This window comes from Pseudoalteromonas sp. TB64, from assembly GCF_000498095.1.
In the GTDB taxonomy this organism is placed as follows: domain Bacteria; phylum Pseudomonadota; class Gammaproteobacteria; order Enterobacterales; family Alteromonadaceae; genus Pseudoalteromonas.
Genome location: NZ_AUTQ01000187.1, coordinates 1 through 19,892, shown reverse-complemented (window position 1 = coordinate 19,892; position 19,892 = coordinate 1). Strand labels below are relative to the sequence as shown.

The 19,892-nt window shown below is 38.3% G+C and carries 16 protein-coding genes and 1 pseudogene; 10 read left to right on the top strand and 7 right to left on the bottom strand.

Annotated elements, in window-relative coordinates:
• Positions 1-386, top strand: a pseudogene (locus L647_RS0115585) (IS4 family transposase); the annotation flags it as partial.
• A 45-nt stretch (positions 387-431) separates the two neighbouring features.
• On the opposite strand, the gene L647_RS0115580 reads toward L647_RS0115585, so the two are convergent.
• Positions 432-695, bottom strand: coding sequence for an accessory factor UbiK family protein (locus tag L647_RS0115580; protein WP_024611878.1), 264 nt, complete (start codon positions 693-695; stop codon positions 432-434).
• A 162-nt stretch (positions 696-857) separates the two neighbouring features.
• On the opposite strand from L647_RS0115580, the gene rep reads away from it, so the two are divergent.
• Positions 858-2,876 carry a DNA helicase Rep gene (gene rep, locus L647_RS0115575; RefSeq protein ID WP_024611877.1) on the top strand — a complete coding sequence of 673 codons (2,019 nt, stop codon included), beginning with the start codon at positions 858-860 and terminating at the stop codon, positions 2,874-2,876.
• 26 nt (positions 2,877-2,902) lie between these two features.
• Here rep and L647_RS0115570 read toward each other — a convergent pair whose 3' ends face one another.
• From L647_RS0115570 to elbB, 3 genes are all read right to left on the bottom strand, one after another.
• On the bottom strand, positions 2,903-5,473 hold the full coding sequence (locus L647_RS0115570; RefSeq protein ID WP_024611876.1) for a diguanylate cyclase: 2,571 nt from the start codon (positions 5,471-5,473) through the stop codon (positions 2,903-2,905).
• A gap of 163 nt (positions 5,474-5,636) precedes the next feature.
• The gene (locus L647_RS0115565) at positions 5,637-6,032 is read right to left on the bottom strand and encodes a cytochrome c5 family protein (protein ID WP_024611875.1); all 396 of its coding nucleotides are present in this window, start codon (positions 6,030-6,032) and stop codon (positions 5,637-5,639) included.
• Positions 6,033-6,264: 232 nt separating this feature from the next.
• A complete protein-coding gene (elbB, locus tag L647_RS0115560; RefSeq protein ID WP_024611874.1) occupies positions 6,265-6,912 on the bottom strand; it encodes an isoprenoid biosynthesis glyoxalase ElbB in 648 nt (215 codons plus the stop codon).
• Between the two features lie 524 nt (positions 6,913-7,436).
• Between elbB and polA the strand changes: the two genes are divergently transcribed.
• The 3 genes from polA (at position 7,437) to L647_RS0115545 (ending at position 11,875) form a co-directional block, all read left to right on the top strand.
• Positions 7,437-10,172: a DNA polymerase I gene (gene polA, locus L647_RS0115555; RefSeq protein WP_024611873.1), complete on the top strand. Its 2,736-nt coding sequence runs from the start codon at positions 7,437-7,439 to the stop codon at positions 10,170-10,172.
• 600 nt (positions 10,173-10,772) lie between these two features.
• Positions 10,773-11,360 (top strand): YceI family protein, encoded by a 588-nt coding sequence (locus tag L647_RS0115550; protein ID WP_024611872.1) that lies wholly within the window; start codon positions 10,773-10,775, stop codon positions 11,358-11,360.
• The gene (locus L647_RS0115545; RefSeq protein WP_024611871.1) at positions 11,357-11,875 is read left to right on the top strand and encodes a DUF1285 domain-containing protein; all 519 of its coding nucleotides are present in this window, start codon (positions 11,357-11,359) and stop codon (positions 11,873-11,875) included. The genes L647_RS0115550 and L647_RS0115545 overlap by 4 nt, the downstream gene beginning before the upstream one ends.
• Positions 11,876-11,884: 9 nt before the next feature.
• On the opposite strand, the gene yihA is transcribed toward L647_RS0115545, so the two are convergent.
• Positions 11,885-12,553, bottom strand: coding sequence for a ribosome biogenesis GTP-binding protein YihA/YsxC (yihA, locus tag L647_RS0115540; protein WP_008137691.1), 669 nt, complete (start codon positions 12,551-12,553; stop codon positions 11,885-11,887).
• Positions 12,554-12,834: 281 nt separating this feature from the next.
• On the opposite strand from yihA, the gene L647_RS0115535 reads away from it, so the two are divergent.
• The 3 genes from L647_RS0115535 to L647_RS0115525 all read left to right on the top strand — a co-directional run bounded on the left by L647_RS0115535 (position 12,835) and on the right by L647_RS0115525 (position 15,343).
• A complete protein-coding gene (locus L647_RS0115535) occupies positions 12,835-13,467 on the top strand; it encodes a c-type cytochrome (RefSeq protein ID WP_024611870.1) in 633 nt (210 codons plus the stop codon).
• A gap of 753 nt (positions 13,468-14,220) precedes the next feature.
• Positions 14,221-14,814 (top strand): Der GTPase-activating protein YihI, encoded by a 594-nt coding sequence (yihI, locus tag L647_RS0115530; RefSeq protein WP_024611869.1) that lies wholly within the window; start codon positions 14,221-14,223, stop codon positions 14,812-14,814.
• A gap of 13 nt (positions 14,815-14,827) precedes the next feature.
• Positions 14,828-15,343, top strand: a complete 516-nt coding sequence (locus L647_RS0115525) for a DUF2489 domain-containing protein (RefSeq protein WP_024611868.1) — start codon at positions 14,828-14,830, stop codon at positions 15,341-15,343.
• 91 nt (positions 15,344-15,434) lie between these two features.
• Here L647_RS0115525 and hemN read toward each other — a convergent pair whose 3' ends face one another.
• A complete protein-coding gene (gene hemN / locus L647_RS0115520) occupies positions 15,435-16,808 on the bottom strand; it encodes an oxygen-independent coproporphyrinogen III oxidase (protein WP_024611867.1) in 1,374 nt (457 codons plus the stop codon).
• Positions 16,809-16,951: 143 nt separating this feature from the next.
• Entirely contained in the window at positions 16,952-17,485 is a 534-nt protein-coding gene (gene yjgA / locus L647_RS0115515; RefSeq protein ID WP_007582068.1) for a ribosome biogenesis factor YjgA, read from the bottom strand.
• A gap of 144 nt (positions 17,486-17,629) precedes the next feature.
• Between yjgA and pmbA the strand changes: the two genes are divergently transcribed.
• Together pmbA and L647_RS0115505 are read left to right on the top strand one after the other, a co-directional pair.
• Positions 17,630-18,979 carry a metalloprotease PmbA gene (gene pmbA, locus L647_RS0115510; protein WP_007582066.1) on the top strand — a complete coding sequence of 450 codons (1,350 nt, stop codon included), beginning with the start codon at positions 17,630-17,632 and terminating at the stop codon, positions 18,977-18,979.
• Between the two features lie 72 nt (positions 18,980-19,051).
• Entirely contained in the window at positions 19,052-19,537 is a 486-nt protein-coding gene (locus L647_RS0115505) for a DUF721 domain-containing protein (protein ID WP_024589904.1), read from the top strand.
• Positions 19,538-19,892 lie beyond the last annotated feature (355 nt).

Below are 19,892 nucleotides of genomic sequence, written 5' to 3'. Positions count from 1 at the left end.
AACTTGGTTATCGAGAAATGAAACAAACCTTACTAAATAGTCACTTCACGCTACGCAGCAAGAAACCTGAGATGATAGCGCAAGAATTATGGGGCGTAATGTTGAGCTATAACTTGCTCCGATACCAGATGGTGAAAATGGCGCAGAAAAAGTCTGGAATATATGCAAAACACCTGAGTTTTACGACGTGTGCTATTAGTATTATTAACCTTATTCATACAATGTTTATAGAAAATGCAGGACGGATACCTAAATCAATAGAGCAATTACAAGCTCAAGTTGAACATCACATATTGCCGATAAAACGGGAGCGGGCGTATCCGAGGTGTGTGAAACCAAAACCCAGTAAATACCCCAATAAAAAACGCCAGTCAGCTGTTAACTGACTGGCATTAAGCCTAAGCTGCCTTTTTACTTAAAATATTAACGCATTATTCGACGTCAGTTTTATCTGTAAGTTGTTGCTCAAGTAATGCAACTTTAGCTTCAAGTTCAGTTAACTTTTCGCGAGTACGAATAAGTACTTGGCTTTGCACATCAAATTCTTCACGGCTCACAAAATCCATCTCAGCAAGCTTGTTTTGTAAAACTTGCTTTGTTTTACCTTCGAGTGTGTCTGCTAGGTTTTTTACACCTTGTGGCATATTGCTAGTAATTTGCTTAGCAATTTCTTCAAGTTTTGCTGGGGTGATCATATTTGTCCCTTCGATGCGGCCTAAAATAATAATAACTAATATTACCTTATACCCACGGTATTTAACACATGATCATCTTTACCTTAATTAATTAAGGCAATTGCTATGCTCGCTGTAATGGTTACGTTAAAATTGCGCGTCTTTTAAATTTCTTTGGTCGTTATGAAACTCAATCCTAAACAAGATGAAGCCGTAAAATATATTAGTGGTCCATGCTTAGTACTCGCAGGCGCAGGCTCTGGTAAAACCCGTGTTATTACTAATAAAATCGCTTATTTGGTAAAAAAATGTGAGTACAAAGCGCGAAATATAGCTGCCGTTACCTTTACCAATAAAGCCGCTAAAGAAATGCGTGAACGAGTACTGCAAACACTTGGTAAACAAGACGCTAAAGGGTTATGGGTATCAACGTTTCATACACTCGGTTTAGAAATAATAAAAAAAGAGTTAAGCACATTAGGATTTAAACCCGGCTTTTCGTTATTTGATGATCAAGATACCAATCAGCTTCTTAGTGAGCTGACCGAAGATGAACTAAAAAAAGACAAAGACTTACTCAAACTACTTAAAATGGAAATTGGTAGTTGGAAAAACGAATTAGTACTGCCAGAGCAAGCAATACGCGAAGCCCGCGATGCGCAAAAGGCGTTGTTTGCACAGCTTTATGCTCGTTATCAAAATCAGCTGCGCGCTTATAACGCATTGGATTTTGATGATTTAATTATGATCCCTACTTTGCTACTTACTAATAACGCAACGTCGCGTGAGCGCTGGCAGCAACGCTTTAAATACTTGCTGGTGGATGAGTATCAAGATACCAATACAAGCCAATATCAACTTGTTAAATTGCTAGTAGGCGAGCGTGCTCGTTTTACCGTGGTAGGTGATGACGATCAATCAATATATTCTTGGCGTGGTGCCCGCCCACAAAACTTAGTGTTGTTAGGTAAAGACTACCCAGGGCTTAGATTAATAAAGCTTGAGCAAAACTATCGAAGTGCAGGGCGAATACTAAAAGCCGCTAATATTTTGATAGCGAATAACCCGCATGACATTGAAAAAAAGCTATTCAGTGAGCTTGGTTACGGTGAGCCGATTAAAGTAATAGGGTGCCGCGATGAAGAGCATGAATCTGAGCGTGTGGTTGCTGAAATAATTTCACATAAGTTTATGAAGCGCACCAGCTATAAAGACTACGCTATTTTATATCGTGGTAATCATCAAGCGCGTGGCTTTGAAAAATCACTAATGAGTAACCGTATCCCCTATAAAATTAGTGGCGGTATGTCTTTTTTCGCTCGCTCAGAAATTAAAGATATTATGGCGTATTTACGTTTGCTAGTTAATCAAGATGATGACAATGCATTTTTACGTATCGTAAATACACCGCGACGCGAAATAGGCACGGTTACACTTGAAAAGCTTGGTACGCTTGCTAACGAAAAGCACATGAGCTTATTTGCCACCTGCTTTGATAACGATTTAGGTTATAGATTAAAAGGGCGTGGTTTTAACGCATTAGCTGGGTTTGCACGTTGGGTTGTTGAATTATCAGATAATGCTGTACGTAGTGACACACTTGAAGCCGTTAAAGACTTGGTGAGAAATATTAACTACGAAGCGTATTTGTACGAGTCATCGCCTAGTGCCAAAGCTGCTGAAATGCGTATGAAAAACGTATCTGAACTATATCGTTGGATAACCGATATGTTAACGGGTGATGCCGATAACGAGCCAATGACACTAGCAGAGGTAGTTAGTAAGCTAACCCTTCGCGATATGCTTGAGCGTAATGAAGAAGAAGACGAAACCGATGCGGTGCATTTATCAACACTTCATGCTTCAAAAGGCTTAGAGTATCCATACGTATTTATGGTGGGTATGGAAGAGGGGCTGCTTCCGCATCAGGTAAGTATTGATGAAGATAACGTTGATGAAGAGCGTCGACTTGCTTATGTTGGAATTACACGTGCTCAGCAGGAGTTAACGCTCACTTATGCTAAAATTCGTCGCCAATTTGGTGAAACTTCACAAACCGAACTAAGCCGGTTTGTACAAGAGTTGCCACAAGATGACCTTGCGTTTGAAAATAGAAAAGCCCCAAATACGCAAGCCGAACGAATGGAAAAAGGCCAAGCGCGAGTAGCTAACTTACGCGCCATGTTCAAAAAGCCTGAGTAGTGCTAGCGTGGGTTAAGGGGCTGTTGCTAGCTTTGTAGTGACTGATTTTTTTGTATAACAGATTGCTCAGTACTTTGAAGTGAGTGCTGTTTACCAACAAAAAAGTTCAAGCCGTGTTTATCTAATAAAGCCCTGAAGTTTAATATTGAAGGGCCTTTAGCGATTACTTTTATTGATTTAAGCTTTGTAATTGCTAATACACCTTGGAGCTGATAATCGTAGCTTTCTTGTTGTAAAACGCGTTTACTAAAGGTTGAGCTTAGTAGCAAATAGTCAAAGTTAACATCGGTCAATAAGTTAAGCTCGCATCTATCTTTAGCAAAGTTATTGAGCCCGATAGAGTAACCAAGCTGTGGTAATTTTTTAATATTTTTGATTTGTGTTGCACATGCATGGCGAATTTCTTGTTCATCAAATAATAAGCACAGTTGGCTTTGGCCTTGTTGTTTGCTGAGCACTTCGGTAAACAAAGTAAATTCATGCAGCCCTAACAATAAGCTTGAGCAAGGTACTAATGCCATCGCTATATTTGCGTTAACGGCTTTAGCATAGGCACGTTGCAGTAACTGTAGTTCTACTTGTATGTGCTGTTCTTTATCTGCTGCAAACTTTTTTAAAATATCAAAACTAGTAAAACCAAGTATTGGGTGTTCACCAAATGCTTCAAATAACGACTCAGATTGATGTTGCTCGTTGAGTGTAATAATTTCTGAGCCTCTAAAGCTCATAGGCAGTACATCTAAATGATGTAATGTTTGCAACTCTTGTTCTGGTATTGATTGAGTTAGTAAGGGATGAAATAACTCATAACGATTTTTGCCAGAATTTTTGGCGTAATACATAGCAGCATCAGCATCACGAATAATTTCGTCTGTGTGTGTGTAATCTAATTTTGAGTAGGTTATGCCAATACTAGCACCACTTTGTAAAGAAGCGCCTTTTAAACAAAATGGCATTTTCATTAAATCAATAATGCGATTTGCAACATCTTCTGCTTGTTGTGGCTCAGTTAAATGCGTTAATAAAATAACAAACTCATCGCCGCCTAAACGCGCGAGTAAATCATGTTCGCGTATACACTGCGAAAATAACTCGCCAACATTAATTAAAAATTGATCCCCAGCATGATGACCCAATTGATCATTTATATCTTTAAACTTATCCAAATCAATAAATAACACTGCAAAGTGGTGATTAGGGAAGCGCTGATAATGCTGTAGGGTTTTTTCAAGCTGAGTCAAAAATAGGCTACGATTAGGTAAACTAGTTAGCGAGTCGTGATGTGCATCATGATATAGCTGTTGTTCTATTTTTTTACGCTCATCTATTTGCATTTGTAAGTGAAGATTAGTTTGGCGTAACTCTTTGGTTTTTTCACTTACTCTAAATTCGAGTTCTTGATGACTTTTAGCGATAGCTTGATTGGCGAGTTTTGTTTGTAAAACCGCTGCAATTTGATGCGATACAAAGGTGATTAGCTCGCAATCATCTTGGCTAAATATATGCTTGTTGTCGTAAGCTTGGCAAACAATAAGACCAATAACACCTTGCGCGGTTTTAAGAGGAGCACCTAACCAGCTTGTCGCCATTTGCTCTTTTGGTACAGGGGCTGAGCGTTGTACTACACCGCTTGTTGTTAGTTCTTTGGCTCTGCTGGGATGAATTAACTGTGTTTCTTCAGTGCTTATTACCAGCTCACTATAGCCTTTAGCAAAGCGTCTTGGTTGTGTATTTTCTTTAAATTCGTCTACGCAATAAGGAAAATTTATCCAGCCAGTCTCTTTATCATAAAGTGCAATATATAAGTTTTCTGCGTAAGTAATTGTTTTTATTATTTCATGTATTTTAAAGTAAGCGTCATCTAGGTTTTTAGCTTGTGTTGCTATTTCAGATATTTTAAATAGAATTTGTTGGCGTTGAAGCGCACGTTTGCGCTGTTCTATTTCAAGGTTTAATGCATCGTTACTCTGAGTGAGTGCACGGGTACGAATTTTCACTTCTGATTCAAGGAGCTCACGTTTTTTTACACGCTCTATTGCCGTTGCTAAATAAAGCGACATAAACTCAAGTAATTGTATTTGTTGAGCGCTATAACCTTGTTTTGTATCGTAACTTTGGGCTGCTAGTACACCAATAATATTATGTTCTTGGTAAACGGGTACGCCTACCCAATGCTCTGCTGGAGTACCTAATGCTTTAAATAAACCTTCTGCAGCTGCATCTTGCATTTGCTGCTTAGTAAAGCATGTAGTTTTACCTTGTTTAAATACATAGCCAGTTGCGCCTTCATCAAAACTATTTGATTGATTAAGAGCAACAGCAATACCGTCTTTTTCATCTGAAAAGTAAGATAGCTCTAACGATTGGCTGTGCTGATTTAATAGCACCACATAAAAACTTTTACTTGGTACGTATTTTTGTAAAATGTCGTGGATAGCGGGATAAAGTAGGGTTAGCTCGGCAACAGTACTTGCTTGCTCTGATAATTGTATCAGCGCATTTTGTAAGTGATGTGATTGTTTGTATTTATTGAGTAGCGTTTTAAGACGTTTATTTTGATACGCCAATTTACTCGATACTAAGAGTTTATCTTCCAATGATTTAACCGGCTATTATTATTGTATAGTTATTAGCCTTATACTTTCACTTTTAATGCTTATCGTCAAGTTGATATTCCCACTATCATACTGGCTAGAAACACTATTTTAGGTATTAAAAAAGGCTTACCGTAGTAAACCTTTTTTGTATATTAAGTTGTGCCTATTTAGATGACATAAAGTCGATAGCAGCGCTTATCTCATCGTCAGAACAATCCATACATGTACCTTTTGGAGGCATAGCATTAAAGCCATTTAGTGCATGCTCAAGTAAAGTATCTTTACCTTTAGCAATACGTGGAGCCCAATCATCAGCTGATTTAGGCGCGCCTAATGCACCAGTACCGTGACATGCAAAACAAGCACCTTGATACACTTGCTCACCAGTACGTGGACCTGTAGGAGCTGCTGCAACGGCAGCTTTGTCGCCTTCAAGGTATACAGCACCAACTGGCGCGAGGCGTTTTTTAATTGCATCTTCAGTCATAGAGTTATCATATGGCTGTGCGTATGCTGTGGTTGCTAGCACTAGTAATGCTGCAGCTGTTAATTTTTTCATTTTGCCTTGCTCACTTCGATTTGAACGTGATCAATCACGATATAGATGACGGAAATTAAACCGATTATAACTCTCTGGCGCAATTTATAAAATGCTAAGAGGCGTTTTTATTAATAAAACTGACTACTTTTTGCGTTAACGCAATAAAATTTAATAATTTACTGTTTTTTGTTAAGTAAATTAATAAGCGTAATCAGTTATATAATTAACTTTGACCGTCTTAAGATCAAAATCAGTTTATTGTTAGTACGCTACTAACTAACTTTGCGATCCCCGCATCAGCATCAAGAATAGACTCTGCCAACATATAAGCAGGGGTGGTAATTAACTTATTTTGTTCATCGATAACGACATCATCCACCGCACAGTTAATATGTTTAGCACCTAATGTGCTTAGTGCTTGAGCTGTATCATCATCGTTACCAATAGTAAGTATGGCGTTATCGTAAATGAATGGGATCAAAGCGGGTGCAATACACATGTAACCAGCAGGTTTATTTGCTTTAGCAAATGCTTTACAGGCATTAAGTACGTCTTCATTAATATTTGCTTGTGCGCCTTTAATTGCAAAGTCACATAAGTTTTTTGCGGCCCCAAAACCTCCTGGTACAATTAAAGCATCAAACTGAGTTACGTCTAATTCAATCAAAGATTTTATGTCACCTCGAGCAATACGAGCGGCCTCGGTTAATACATTTCGTTTATCAGGCATTACTTCACCTGTTATATGGTTAATGGTATGAAGTTGCTCAATATCAGGTGCAAAACACTGATAAGTTGCACCATTTTTAGCTATGTGCAATAAAGTTAAAATTGCTTCATTAATTTCACTACCATCATAAACACCACACCCTGCTAATATTACAGCTACGTTTTTCATGCTTTTGTGCCTCTAAAGTCTTTTTTATAAGTCTATCGGATGAAGTCTAACATGCTCAAAATTTCTCGCGAAAATAAATTTTTAGTACAAAAATCATTCTCTATGCAAGCTGTTTTGCGGTTTATGCCATTTGCGATCACTTTGTCTTTAAAAAAATTATAAAGGATCGCTATGATCTTCGATCCATTGTGCTAGAATACTCCTCCGGTTATTCAAATGGACGCGAATAATCAAAGTGACTAACAACGGATGTAACCGTTAGAAAACCTTTTTCCACATTGGTTTAAAATAATAAAAAAAGAACCTCGTATTATCTTTTTTAAACAAAAACAAGTAGTTAAAGTCTTTTTTAAGCATTTTATAATGCTTTGGAAGAATAGCTCGTGGCTGTTATCTACACACTTATCCACAGCTTGCTCTAGTTTTAATAACACGATAAACAGTAATTCACTGTCGTTTTATTTACTACCTTATGGCATGCTTATAATTACCTTAATTTTTTGCATTTAGGATCCAAATTCACCATGGCTCAGATCCCCGAAAACCCACTCATTTTAGTTGATGGCTCGTCATATTTATTTCGTGCTTATCATTCTCCGCCGCATTTAACTAATTCAAAGGGTGAGGCTACCGGCGCTATTTACGGTGTGATCAATATGCTTAAAAGCTTGATCAGACAATATGATCCCTCACACATGGTGGTTATATTTGATGCTAAAGGTAAAACTTTTCGTAACGATATGTATAGCGAATATAAAGCGAATCGTCCGCCAATGCCGGATGACTTACGCACACAAATAGCACCGATACACAGTATTATTAAAGCGATGGGCTTTCCGCTAATTAGTATTGAAGGCGTTGAAGCTGATGATGTTATTGGTACATTTGCACGTATAGCATCAGAGCAAAAACGACATGTCTTAGTCTCTACTGGAGACAAAGATATGGCACAGCTTGTTAATGAGCACGTTACGCTTATAAACACGATGACCGACAGTATTTCAGATCCCCTTACTGTGGTTGAAAAGTTTGGCGTAGGCCCAGAGCTAATTATCGATTACTTAGCATTAATGGGTGATAAGGTTGATAACATTCCAGGTGTTGAGGGCTGTGGACCTAAAACGGCAGTTAAGTGGTTAGAAAAATATGGCTCTCTTCAAGGTGTTATGGATCACGCGAGTGAGATCAAAGGTAAAATAGGTGAAAAGTTAGCGATTGCACTCGATCACCTGCCTCTAAGCTACGAACTTGCAACAATTAAGTGTGATGTTGAAGTTGAATCTGATCTTGATACATTCAAACTACAAGATCCTAATAAAGACGAATTAATCGCATTATATGGTGAGTGCGAATTTCGTCGTTGGTTAGCTGAGCTACTTGATAACCCTAAAGATGCAGAAACACATTTAGCTGTGCCTACAGAAGCAACTGAATTACCAAAAGTAGAAGATGCTCATTACGAAACTATTTTAACCGAAGCTCAGTTTGATACGCTAATAGAGCAGTTAAATAGTGCCGAGTTATTTGCATTTGATACTGAAACTACCAGCCTTGATTACATGAAAGCGCAATTAGTGGGTATGAGCTTTGCGGTAAAAACGGGTGAAGCTGCGTATTTACCTGTAGCGCATGACTATCCAGGTGCGCCTGACCAATTAAGCCTTGAATTTGTAATGCAAAAGCTGGGTCCAATTTTGGCTGACCCAAACAAAGCTAAAGTAGGACAAAATCTTAAATACGATAAAAGCGTATTGGCTAATGCAGGTTTTGCGCTAAACGGTATTAAGTTTGACACCATGCTTGAGTCGTATGTATTTAATAGTGTTGGCACGCGTCACGATATGGACTCACTAGCACTTAAATACTTAGGTCATAAAAATATTAGTTTTGAAGATATTGCTGGCAAAGGCAAAAAGCAACTTACCTTTAACCAAATTGAACTTGAAAAAGCTGCGCCTTACGCCGCAGAAGATGCCGATATTACTTTGCGTTTACACGAAGTGCTTTGGCCAAAAATAGCAGCGGATGAAAAACTTAAATCGGTATTTGAAGATATAGAAATGCCACTTGTAAGTGTAATTTCTGATATTGAACGCACGGGTGTTGCAATAGATAGTAATATGCTTGCAGCGCATAGCCAACGTTTAGGTGAGCGTTTAATTGAGCTTGAAAAAGAAGCGTTTGAAATAGCAGGCGAACCATTTAACTTAAGCTCTCCAAAGCAACTACAAGTATTGTTGTTTGAAAAGCTTGAGCTGCCTATTATCAAAAAAACCCCAAAAGGCGCACCTTCTACTGCAGAAGAAGTACTGCAAGAGCTTGCTCATGATTATCCGCTCCCTAAAGTAATAATTGAGCATCGTGGTTTATCAAAGCTTAAATCAACTTATACCGATAAATTACCATTGATGGTGAATGAGAAAACACAGCGTGTGCATACGTCTTATCATCAGGCTGTTACAGCAACGGGACGTTTAAGCTCAACCGATCCTAATTTACAAAATATTCCTATTCGCTCAGAAGAAGGTCGCCGTATTCGTGAAGCATTTATAGCCGCAGATGGTTATAAAATTGTCGCTGCCGATTATAGCCAAATTGAGCTGCGTATTATGGCGCATCTTTCACAAGACAAAGGTCTATTAAATGCATTTGCTAATGGTTTAGATGTGCATAGTGCAACCGCAGCCGAAGTATTTGGTGTAGAGCTTGATGATGTAACTACCGATATGCGCCGTAAAGCTAAAGCCGTAAACTTTGGTTTAATTTACGGTATGTCGGCATTTGGTTTAGCACGTCAACTAGATGTGCCGCGCCATGAAGCACAGCATTACATAGATAAATACTTTGAGCGTTTTCCAGGTGTATTAGAGTACATGGAAACAACACGCGAAAAAGCAGCTGAAAATGGCTATGTTGAAACAATATTTGGTCGCCGCCTACATTTACCAGAAATAAACGCACGTAATGGGGCGCGTAGAAAAGGAGCCGAACGTGCTGCTATTAATGCGCCAATGCAAGGTACTGCTGCTGATATTATTAAAAAGGCAATGCTGAGTGTTAACCGCTGGGTACACGAACAAGCGCCAAATACGATTAAGGTACTTATGCAAGTACACGATGAATTAGTATTTGAAATTAAAACAGACTGCGCGGCAGAATACACAAAACACATTTGTGAGCTCATGTCGCAAGCCGCTGCGCTTGATGTGCCACTTATAGTTGAAGCCGATGAAGGCGACAACTGGGAACAAGCTCATTAATGCTATTTAAATATTTTAATTAAAGCGCCTTTAGGCGCTTTTTTTGTGTTTAATTAAAACAACAGACAGCGACTAATTTATTGGCTACATGGAAGCTTTAGTTAAGATAAGGTTAATTTAAGCAACTATTTGTATTAAATAGTTATATGTTCGTCAATTCGAGCTATTTTACAGGAATATGATTGTATTTTAATGCGTGCATTTGTTAAAGTCCCGCCTGTCCTATCCTGTAGGACATCCTGTTGATGATGCATCTGAAAGGGTGCAACAAATTGATAGCTTCTCCCCAGTTTGCTATATCGGCCTACCAACTTGTTTGGTGGGCCGTTTTTTGTTTTATGCCTCTAAATTTTTACTCATTATTTATTCAAAACTCAAATTATCCCTCAATAAAATTTAAGTTGATTATAACGGTACTTTAAAAGCTGTATTTTTAAGTTAAGTCGTAATGAAATACCGAATCCGATATTTTAGTATGGTTTGGGCAAACATCGGGTGATACCATCGGATGAAGGTCTGTTTATCTTTCTAGATTTTTAAATTAATCCTAAAAGGTCAACATACCCTGATCTTATTTATATTTATCTTAAGGAGTGCGTTATGTTTAAAGCGTTAGCTATTGCAGGTTTATCGTTATCAAGTTTAGTTATTTCTAATGTCGCTCAAGCTAACTGGCAGTTAGTAAATGATAAAAGTCAGTTAAGCTTTGTTTCTATAAAAAAAGATACCATTGCTGAAGCACACCATTTTACAAACCTTGAAGGTATGCTTTCTGATAAAGGCGAGTTTAGCGTTAATGTTGACTTAACATCAGCCGAGACTTTAATTCCTATTCGTAATGAGCGTTTAACAGCACTTTTGTTTGAAGCAGTTAAATTTCCAAACGCGATTTTAACTGCAAATTTAACTAAAGAGCTGAGTAATATTAAAAAGCCTGGTCAATATGTTCTAAAGGGCATTAAAGCTGAGCTTGATTTTCATGGTAATAAAAAACCATTGGCGATTGATGTACTCGTTAACAGCACGCAAAGTGGCGATTTAACGGTGTCATCATTTACACCTATTATTATTAATAGTGCTGATTTTGGTGTTACGGAAGGCGTTAAGCAGCTGCAAAAATTAGCGGGTCTACCATCAATTGCAACAGCAGTACCTGTTTCGTTTGCATTAACACTTAAAAAACAGTGATTTCTTTAAGTGAGCTTAGCAAGCAATTAAGCGAGCCAAGCAAACCTTTTGATAGTTGGCAGCCTACACATTGTGGGGAACTGCCAATTGTCATTAATCATGAAGGTAAATGGTTTTACGATGGCAGCGAAATAACACGCTCAGCCATGGTGAAGCTGTTTGCTTCTGTTCTATGTAAAGAAGGTGAGCAATTTTATTTAAAAACACCTGTCGAAAAAATAACAATAACGGTTGATGACGCGCCGTTTATTATTGTTGATTGGCGTTTTGAAAATACAGCGCAAGGGCAGGTGTTGTGTTGTATCGATAATTTAGCTAGGCAGTGGCTGGNGAGTGCTCAGCAGCCTTTAGCTATAAAAGACTATAAAGGGTCAAAAGTACCTTATTTAAAGCTACCTTATGGCTGTAGTGCGCGTATTACGCGAAGTGTATTTTATCAGTGGGCTGAAAAAGCCGAGTCTGATAAGCTCGGCTATTTTATTAAATCTGCAGGAAAGCAGTTTTATTTATCCTAACACCAGAGCTTAGGCTTCTGGGTTAGTTTCGTCAGTTACTACTTCATCAGTAGGTGGTATTGCAATAACAGGACCTAAAAACCATTCATCTAGCTTTTTAGCTACTTCAGGTAAGCCCGTGCCTTTTAATGATGAAAACGCATGAACTGTAATATCCCCATCAAGCGTGCTTAATTCACGACGAACTTGCAATACTTGTGATTTACGAGGACCTTGCTTTAATTTGTCGGCTTTAGTTAATAGTGCTAATACTGGAATTTCACTACCAATAGCCCAATTAATTAAATCGCGGTCTAAATCTTTTAATGGGTGACGAATATCCATTAAAATTACAATACCTTTTAAGCTTTGACGCTTTTGTAGATATTCGCCTAACGACTTTTGCCATTTCTTTTTCATTTCGATTGGTACTTTAGCAAAACCATAGCCAGGTAAATCGATAAGGCGCATATCGTCAACATCAGCTAAATCGAATGTATTGATTAGTTGAGTACGTCCTGGCGTTTTACTTGTACGTGCTAGCTTTTGATCTGTTAATGCATTTAACGCACTCGACTTACCTGCATTGGAACGACCGGCAAACGCAACTTCAATTCCCGTATCAGCAGGTAATTTAGTAATGTCGGGAGCGCTTGTTACGAAAGACGCAGTATTATATTTGATACGAGATTTGAGCACAGGCTCTCCTAAAACTTAAAAAAATAACATTGAGTAAACCAAATTCACTCAGGGCGCGTATTTTATACTATAAAGGACGTATTAAAAAGCGTATTTAAACACCTAAAAACAGCACCTATGGTACATTTAAAACATACTAAAGCTTAATCTAAGTCAATACCCTGTAAATTATAAGCTTAATATGTGTAGAAAACGTGCCAGAGAATTTATTATCGTGTAGAATATATGTATTACAACATCACGATTGTAGATGATACAGGGTCGGAAACAGAGAATTCACCATGAAAAAAATAGCACTATCTTTAACAATATTGCTCGGTGCGTTGTCAGCAAGCAACGCAACAGCATTTGATGGCGATGTAAACGCAGGTAAAGAAAAATCAGCAACGTGTGCGGCTTGTCACGGCCCAGACGGTAATGCGCCGGTTAATATTTACCCTAAAATTGCAGGTCAACATCCAGATTATATTCTTAAACAACTTAAGGATTTGAAATTAGGCATGACCTCTGGCGGCAAAGAAGGTCGTATGGATCCGGTAATGAGCGCTATGGCTATGCCACTTAGCGAACAAGACATGAAAGATTTAGCTGCTTATTTTTCTTCAATGAACATGTCTGAAGGTGCTACACCTAAAGATGCTGTTGAAGTTGGCGAAATGCTATTTAAAGCAGGCGATGCTGACCGTGGAATTCCATCATGTGCTGCATGTCATGGTCCACGTGGTAATGGTTCGTCATTAGCTAAGTTTCCAAAAATTTCTTTTCAGCATCCAGGATATATCAAGTCTCAACTTGAGAAATTCCGTGATGGCACTCGTCATAATGACTTAAATGGCATGATGGGCGATATAGCGAAGAAATTAACAGATAAAGACATTGAAGTACTTTCTCAGTACTTAGGTGGTTTACACTAAAGTCTTATTTATTAATTTTTAATTAATAAATACAATGTAATGTGTACAAAAAAGCAGCTTAGGCTGCTTTTTTTGTGTCTAAAATTAGCGACATTACCTCTAACCTTGTAAGACATTGACCATACTCTGTTGTAGGAAAAGTCTTATTTTAAATGTTTACTATTAATTAAGTTATTGTAATTAATATGAACTTTTGTTTACCTATATGTGTTTTGTAAGAAAAAACATATAAATTAGTTGTAACAAAGTTATTAACGAGTAAATTAACCCCTGTCGCAAAAAACAATAATAAAACGGAATTAGCTATAAGGAAAGTAGCGCGGCACGACTACATGGCACAAGTTTGGTGCTACTAAAGGAAATGCTAAAAAAGCGTCAGGAAGACCGAAAATAATAAAAAACTCATGGAAGTTTAATAATAAAAACAAAATGGAATGGTACAAGGAACGTAAAAATAATAACAATACGGACTGATAATAATAAAAATAATAAAGACTAAAAAAAGTCGAAGGGAGAAGTGTCCAGATAATGGCGCTCAGATTAGCAGGCGGTAGAGATGTTTTCTCTACCGCCTTTTTATTTGTCCTGTTACAATACCCACCGTTTAATAACTAGCAGTAAGCTAGTTTAGGCGCTATAACACAGAGAAGCCCAACCTCTGAAGTGCAAACTGAATTCTTCTGGCTATGCCAGCATTGCGATGCCCATTAATTTGCGCCTCGCTCAAAACCTCTTAAGTGAGACGATCAAGATATGAGTAGAACGAAAAAGTCACGCAAAAGCCCAGCAAATGGACCAGTACGTTTAAGCCAAGATAAGCTTAAAGAGATGCGTGCGTTAAAAGAGCAGCGAGTTAAAAAAACCAAAGGTGCTAAGCCTGGTTCTCGTAACGCACCAGATTTACTTGATAGCGAAAGCCAAAATTTACATTCTGGTTCTAGAGATAAGCGTATTGGTAGTAAAAAACCAGTGCCATTAATTGCGACTGCTGCTGAACCAAAAGTAGAAATGAAACGTAACTTAAAACCAACGATTGAACTTAAAAAAGTTGTGCAACCAGAGTTTACGCCAGAGCAAGAGCTTGAAGCGCTTGAAAATGATGTGCGTTTACTTAAGTTAGTGGAGCGCCATGAAGGCGGCGAACTACTAACAGGTAAAGATGCTAAGTACTTTAATAGTCGTATTGCTCGTCATCAAGTTTTATGTGAATTGTTAGGTCTTGAAGACGAAGATGAGCCAGAACTTGAAGATGACTTTAGTGATGAAGATAATTCAAATTCAGACTTTGACCAATATTTATCAAACGATCTAGCTAATGAATGGCTAGATGATGATGAAGACAAGTAATTAAGGGTAATTAATGAGTACCGCGGTAATTTTAGCCTTACTTTTAGGCGCTGCTATAATAGTTGGTCTGGCATTTTATGCGGGTCAGTTGCTGTATAAGTTAAATGCGCAAAAAAAGTTAATTGCTAAAACGCAGGCTGAACAAAAGCAAAAGCTTGAAAAGTCGCGTTTAAAGCGAAATGCCAAACTAGCCGATAGTATTCATTTAATTGCGCGTGCAATGAATGAAGAGCAGTGTGAGTTTTCTGAAGGCTGTTTACGTGTTTGGGTACTTATGTCTCAATATGGCTTTGAGAGCGAGCGTGATTTAACAACACAGTACCCTGGCATCTATAAAATGTACCAGGTAGTTAAAGAAATGCCGACGCATGATGCACGTAAAAAATACTCTAAAAAAGAGATTTTTAAGCTAGACACAGCTCGCTGGCGCGCCGAAGAAACACTTAAAGATGAAGTTAAAGCCGATTGCGCTAAAATTATCATCGAATTTAAAGCTGCCCCAGGCAGCGATAAAGTGGTTTTTAACTAGCTTTAATTTTTCGAGTACTCAGAAAAAGCAGACCTTGGTCTGCTTTTTTATGCGTAATGGTTTTATACTAACTGCATTAAATTAGTATCAGTTAAATTACCCGAGAAAAGCGCGTCGCATTTATTTGTTTTTGTAAATGAGTATCAAAGCACATGCAAATAATACGAATAAATAAGTTACCGCGTGGCGTTACGCTAATTTTATTATCAATTATAGTGACTAGTTCATCTTTTATAAGTGGCGCAAGTGCTACTAATGCATCCTCAAAGTAGTCATTAAATATAAGTGCATGCTTTTCGCTAAACGCTTGTATATCTAATTCAAATTGGCAAATGAGCTGTTTAATTGCATCAGCACGAATTACATCATCACGTGTTAAGTGCATACCTTTATTAAGAGCACAGCCGCTTTGTGTTTCTACGCTGTGGTAATAATGTTTTAATTCTTTTTGATTTTGTAAAATAGCAGTGCCAATTTGCGAAATTGATGACACGCCCAAGCCTAATAAATCGCAATTTCCATGTGTTGTATAACCTTGAAAATTACGATGTAGCTTGCCTTCATTTTGTGCAACAGCTAGTTCGTTGTCGGTTTTTGCAAAGTGGTCCATACCAATAAATTGATAGTCTGCTTGCGTCATCTGCTCTAACGTATTTTTAAACATGGTGAGTTTATTGTGTGCATTAGGTAAATCTGCATCTTTAATTTTACGCTGTGCGGCAAAGCGCTCTGGCAAGTGCGCGTAATTAAAAACGGACACACGATCAGGGCTTAGCTCAATAAGTTGCTCTATAGTTTGCTTAAAGCTCTGTGGTGTTTGCAGTGGTAGCCCGTAAATCATATCTGCATTAATCGATTGAAATCCCAGCTCGCGAGCTTGTGTAATTAATTGCTTAACCGTATCTGCATTTTGCGGGCGATTAACAGCAAGTTGCACGTCGTCGTTAAAGTCTTGAATACCAAACGAGACACGATTAAAGCCAAGCATCCTTAAATCAACAAGCATATTATCAGCAAGTGAGCGTGGGTCTATTTCAATGCCGCGCTCTGTGGTACTTGTAAAGTTAAAGTGCTGCTCTAAAAGCTTAATTAGACGGGTCATTTGTTTTGCGGTTAAAAAGGTGGGAGTACCGCCACCTAAATGTAATTGCTCAACCGTGTAGCTTTTAAATAAATGCGCTTGGGCAGTAATTTCTTTTGCTAAAAAGTCGAGATACGTATCTGCTTTAGATTGATGGCGGGTAATTATTTTATTACAGCCACAGTAGTAGCAAAGCTGACTACAAAACGGGATATGAATATATAAAGAAAGTGAACGACTCGTTGACGATTCTATAGCGCTTATTAAGTCTTGTTGCTGGTACCCGTCACGCAGTGATAGAGCGGTGGGATACGAGGTATAACGCGGGCCAGACACATTATATTTGTTTATTAGGGTTTGATCCCATTGTGGAAGTTTAATCATCACGCGCACCTAAGTAACCAGAGTTCAGGTTAAGTATTTATTTAGATGGTGATTATAAAAAAGTATGTAAGAAGGTGGTTTGATCTATAACAAAAAAGGCGCCGAAGCACCTTTTTTAATAAATATAATTTAATACGACCTAATTAATACGTAACGGTATGAGCATCTTTGAGATATTGAAATAACTCTTTATAACCTTTACCTGGCTTTTCAGCTTTCGCTTCTTTTGCCGCATTACGAACCAGTTGACGCATTTGCTGACGATCAAGAGACGGAAACTGCTCAATAGTCTCATTGATAAGGTCATCGCCTTGTTCAATTAAATCTGAACGTAATTGCTCAATTTTTTTGACCAATACTTCAGCTTGGTTATTTTTATTAAGCATTACATCGATAATCGCTCTAATAGCGTCAATGTTTTCTACAGTACGCAACGTTTTAGCAATGTAGTTTAAGTGACGGCGGTACGCGTCGCTTTTATTGCTAATTTTATCCGCAACCACCATTGCTGCTTTTAAATCGTCATTTAATGGCAGGCGTTCGCGCTGTTTTTTACCCATTTTGGCAATTTCAGTACCTAACTGATGAAACTCTTGCGCTTCGCGCTTAAGCTCCGTTCTTGATACATATTCAATTTCTTCTTCAATTTCAGCAGGCTTGCCTTTTTTCTTTGCCATGGGGTGCTCTTAAATAAAAATAACTTTTACCATTATACATGAATATGATACTTAGGAATATTAGCTGATGTGATGCATTGAGTGTGTTAGCATTTAAATATAAGAAATGTGTGCATTATGCCTCTAAGGCTCAGGACTTAATTTATGAAAAGCCAACAAAACGATCCAATATATTCTCAAATATCGCAAGTTAAAGATGCGGTAGCAGAAGTACTCGAACATGCTAAAAAATTAGGCGCTACAGCTGCAGAAGCGGCAATGTCTAGTACGTCTGGTTTATCGGTTAGTACACGAATGGGTGAAGTAGAAACCATTGAGTTTAACCAAGATGGCGGCTTAGGCATTAGTGTATATGTTGGTAATAATAAAGGCTCGGCGTCTACGGCTGATTTAAACCCAAAAACATTGCGCATGGTAGTCGAAAAAGCGATTGATATAGCCAAATTTACATCTGATGACCCATTTAACGGCGTTGCTGATAAAGAGTTACTTGAATTTAATCCTAAAGATTTAGATTTATACCATCCTTGGGATGTAAGCCCTGAGGAAGGCATTGAGCTTTGTCATGCTGCTGAGCAAGCTGCACTAAATGCAGATGAGCGTATTGTTAACTCTGATGGTGCGAGCTTTTCATCGCATCAGGGGCTACGTGTTTATGGTAACAGCCATGGTTTGATAACTGGCTTTCCACGCACTCGTCATAGTATTAGTACGATGGTAATAGGTCAAGATGGCGAGCAGATGCAACGCGACTCTGCTTATACTGTTGCACGCGATCAAGCGGGTTTAAATGACGCAGCGGCAGTTGGGCTTGAAGCAGCAGCTGAAACATTGGCTAAATTAAATAGCCAAAAGTTAGGCACAATGAAAGTGCCTGTTATTTTTAGAGCCGATATTGCAAATTCATTGTTTGGTCACTTAGTGTCGGCAATTGGTGGTGGTGCGCTTTATCGTAAATCAAGTTTTTTACTTGATAGCTTAGGCACACAAGTATTTAGTAATTGTGTGAATATTGCCGAGCGCCCACATATTTTAAAAGGGTTGGCGTCGTCACCGTTTGATAGCGAAGGTGTTAAAACATTCGATAGGGAAATTATTCAAGGCGGCGAGCTACAAACTTATTTATTAGCAAGTTATGCCGCGCGTAAAATGAATATGACCCCAACAGGGCATGCTGGCGGTATACATAACTGGCTTGTTGAGCAAACTCATAACGATTTAACTGCACTATTAAAAACGATGGGCACCGGCTTATTAGTTACAGAGCTAATGGGGCAGGGCGTAAATACCGTAACGGGTGATTACTCTCGTGGTGCTGCTGGTTTTTGGGTTGAAAATGGTGAAATCCAATATCCTGTAAGCGAAATTACCATTGCTGGTAATTTAAAAGATATGTTTAAAGGCATATCTGCTATTGGTGGTGACATCGAACGCCGTGGTGGTATTCAAACTGGCTCAGTATTAATAGAGCAAATGCAAATAGCCGGCGCGTAGTATTAATACGCAGTGTATACTTAGACCTAGAGTATTATCTCTGGGTCTAAGTGAGCTTTTACGAGGTGTAAAATGGCTAAAGATAGATATGCACCAAAACCGCTAACCGATATTATGGCGGGGTTAAATAATCGTTTATCAGCTTATGCAGGCAAAAGCCAAGCACTTGATACACAGCAAACCCTATTAAAAGATTTTTTGGGTCCTAAGTTGGGTGATAAATGCCGAGTCAGTAATTACCGAGACGGCACGCTAATGATAGAGGCTGTATCTGCACCTATCGCGCTTAGACTTAATTATTTGAAAATGGATATGCTTTCACATTTTAGAGCTGCCGGAATGGCAGAGCTCGGGCAAATAAAAATAACTGCAAATCCTCAAGCAACTCAGAGATTAAGTACAGCGAATAAGTCGGGCAGTCCTGCAGTTACCAACTCACGTAAAATGAGTGAGCAAACAGCGGATTACTTAAACGCGATAGCATCTTCTGCACCCCCTTCTTTAAAAGAAAAACTAGAGCGTTTAGCGCTTCACGGAAAAAATAAAAGTAAGTCTTAACTACCCACCATCTTGTTATTGGTGGGGCTAATTTGGCAGCTCACCGCATTCAAAATACTTTGTTACATATTCCATTTTATTGTTGGCTTAATGAGGTTTATGATACTGCGTGGGCTTTATATTGATCGAAAGCTCTTTGATACCCATTCCATTAAGTAAAAGCGTGTAGGCAGTGCTATTTTTACTCCTGCTATATTCAAGAATTTAATGGAGTTGGTATTAAATTCTAACTAACAAACGGAATCATTATGAATAAAGTAACAATGGCTGCTGCAAGTATCGCACTTGCGCTTGGCTTAGTAGGTTGTGGTGAAAAACAACAAGAAACTAAAGTAACCGACACTCCTGTAGTAAC

What these genes read in the sequence shown, in the direction of transcription:
- L647_RS0115580 (WP_024611878.1), bottom strand. Translation starts at nt 695, where the DNA reads ATGATCACCCCAGCAAAACTTGAAGAAATTGCTAAGCAAATTACTAGC.
- rep (WP_024611877.1), top strand. Translation starts at nt 858, where the DNA reads ATGAAACTCAATCCTAAACAAGATGAAGCCGTAAAATATATTAGTGGT.
- L647_RS0115565 (WP_024611875.1), bottom strand. Translation starts at nt 6,032, where the DNA reads ATGAAAAAATTAACAGCTGCAGCATTACTAGTGCTAGCAACCACAGCA.
- elbB (WP_024611874.1), bottom strand. Translation starts at nt 6,912, where the DNA reads ATGAAAAACGTAGCTGTAATATTAGCAGGGTGTGGTGTTTATGATGGT.
- polA (WP_024611873.1), top strand. Translation starts at nt 7,437, where the DNA reads ATGGCTCAGATCCCCGAAAACCCACTCATTTTAGTTGATGGCTCGTCA.
- L647_RS0115550 (WP_024611872.1), top strand. Translation starts at nt 10,773, where the DNA reads ATGTTTAAAGCGTTAGCTATTGCAGGTTTATCGTTATCAAGTTTAGTT.
- L647_RS0115535 (WP_024611870.1), top strand. Translation starts at nt 12,835, where the DNA reads ATGAAAAAAATAGCACTATCTTTAACAATATTGCTCGGTGCGTTGTCA.
- yihI (WP_024611869.1), top strand. Translation starts at nt 14,221, where the DNA reads ATGAGTAGAACGAAAAAGTCACGCAAAAGCCCAGCAAATGGACCAGTA.
- L647_RS0115525 (WP_024611868.1), top strand. Translation starts at nt 14,828, where the DNA reads ATGAGTACCGCGGTAATTTTAGCCTTACTTTTAGGCGCTGCTATAATA.
- hemN (WP_024611867.1), bottom strand. Translation starts at nt 16,808, where the DNA reads ATGATTAAACTTCCACAATGGGATCAAACCCTAATAAACAAATATAAT.
- yjgA (WP_007582068.1), bottom strand. Translation starts at nt 17,485, where the DNA reads ATGGCAAAGAAAAAAGGCAAGCCTGCTGAAATTGAAGAAGAAATTGAA.
- pmbA (WP_007582066.1), top strand. Translation starts at nt 17,630, where the DNA reads ATGAAAAGCCAACAAAACGATCCAATATATTCTCAAATATCGCAAGTT.
- L647_RS0115505 (WP_024589904.1), top strand. Translation starts at nt 19,052, where the DNA reads ATGGCTAAAGATAGATATGCACCAAAACCGCTAACCGATATTATGGCG.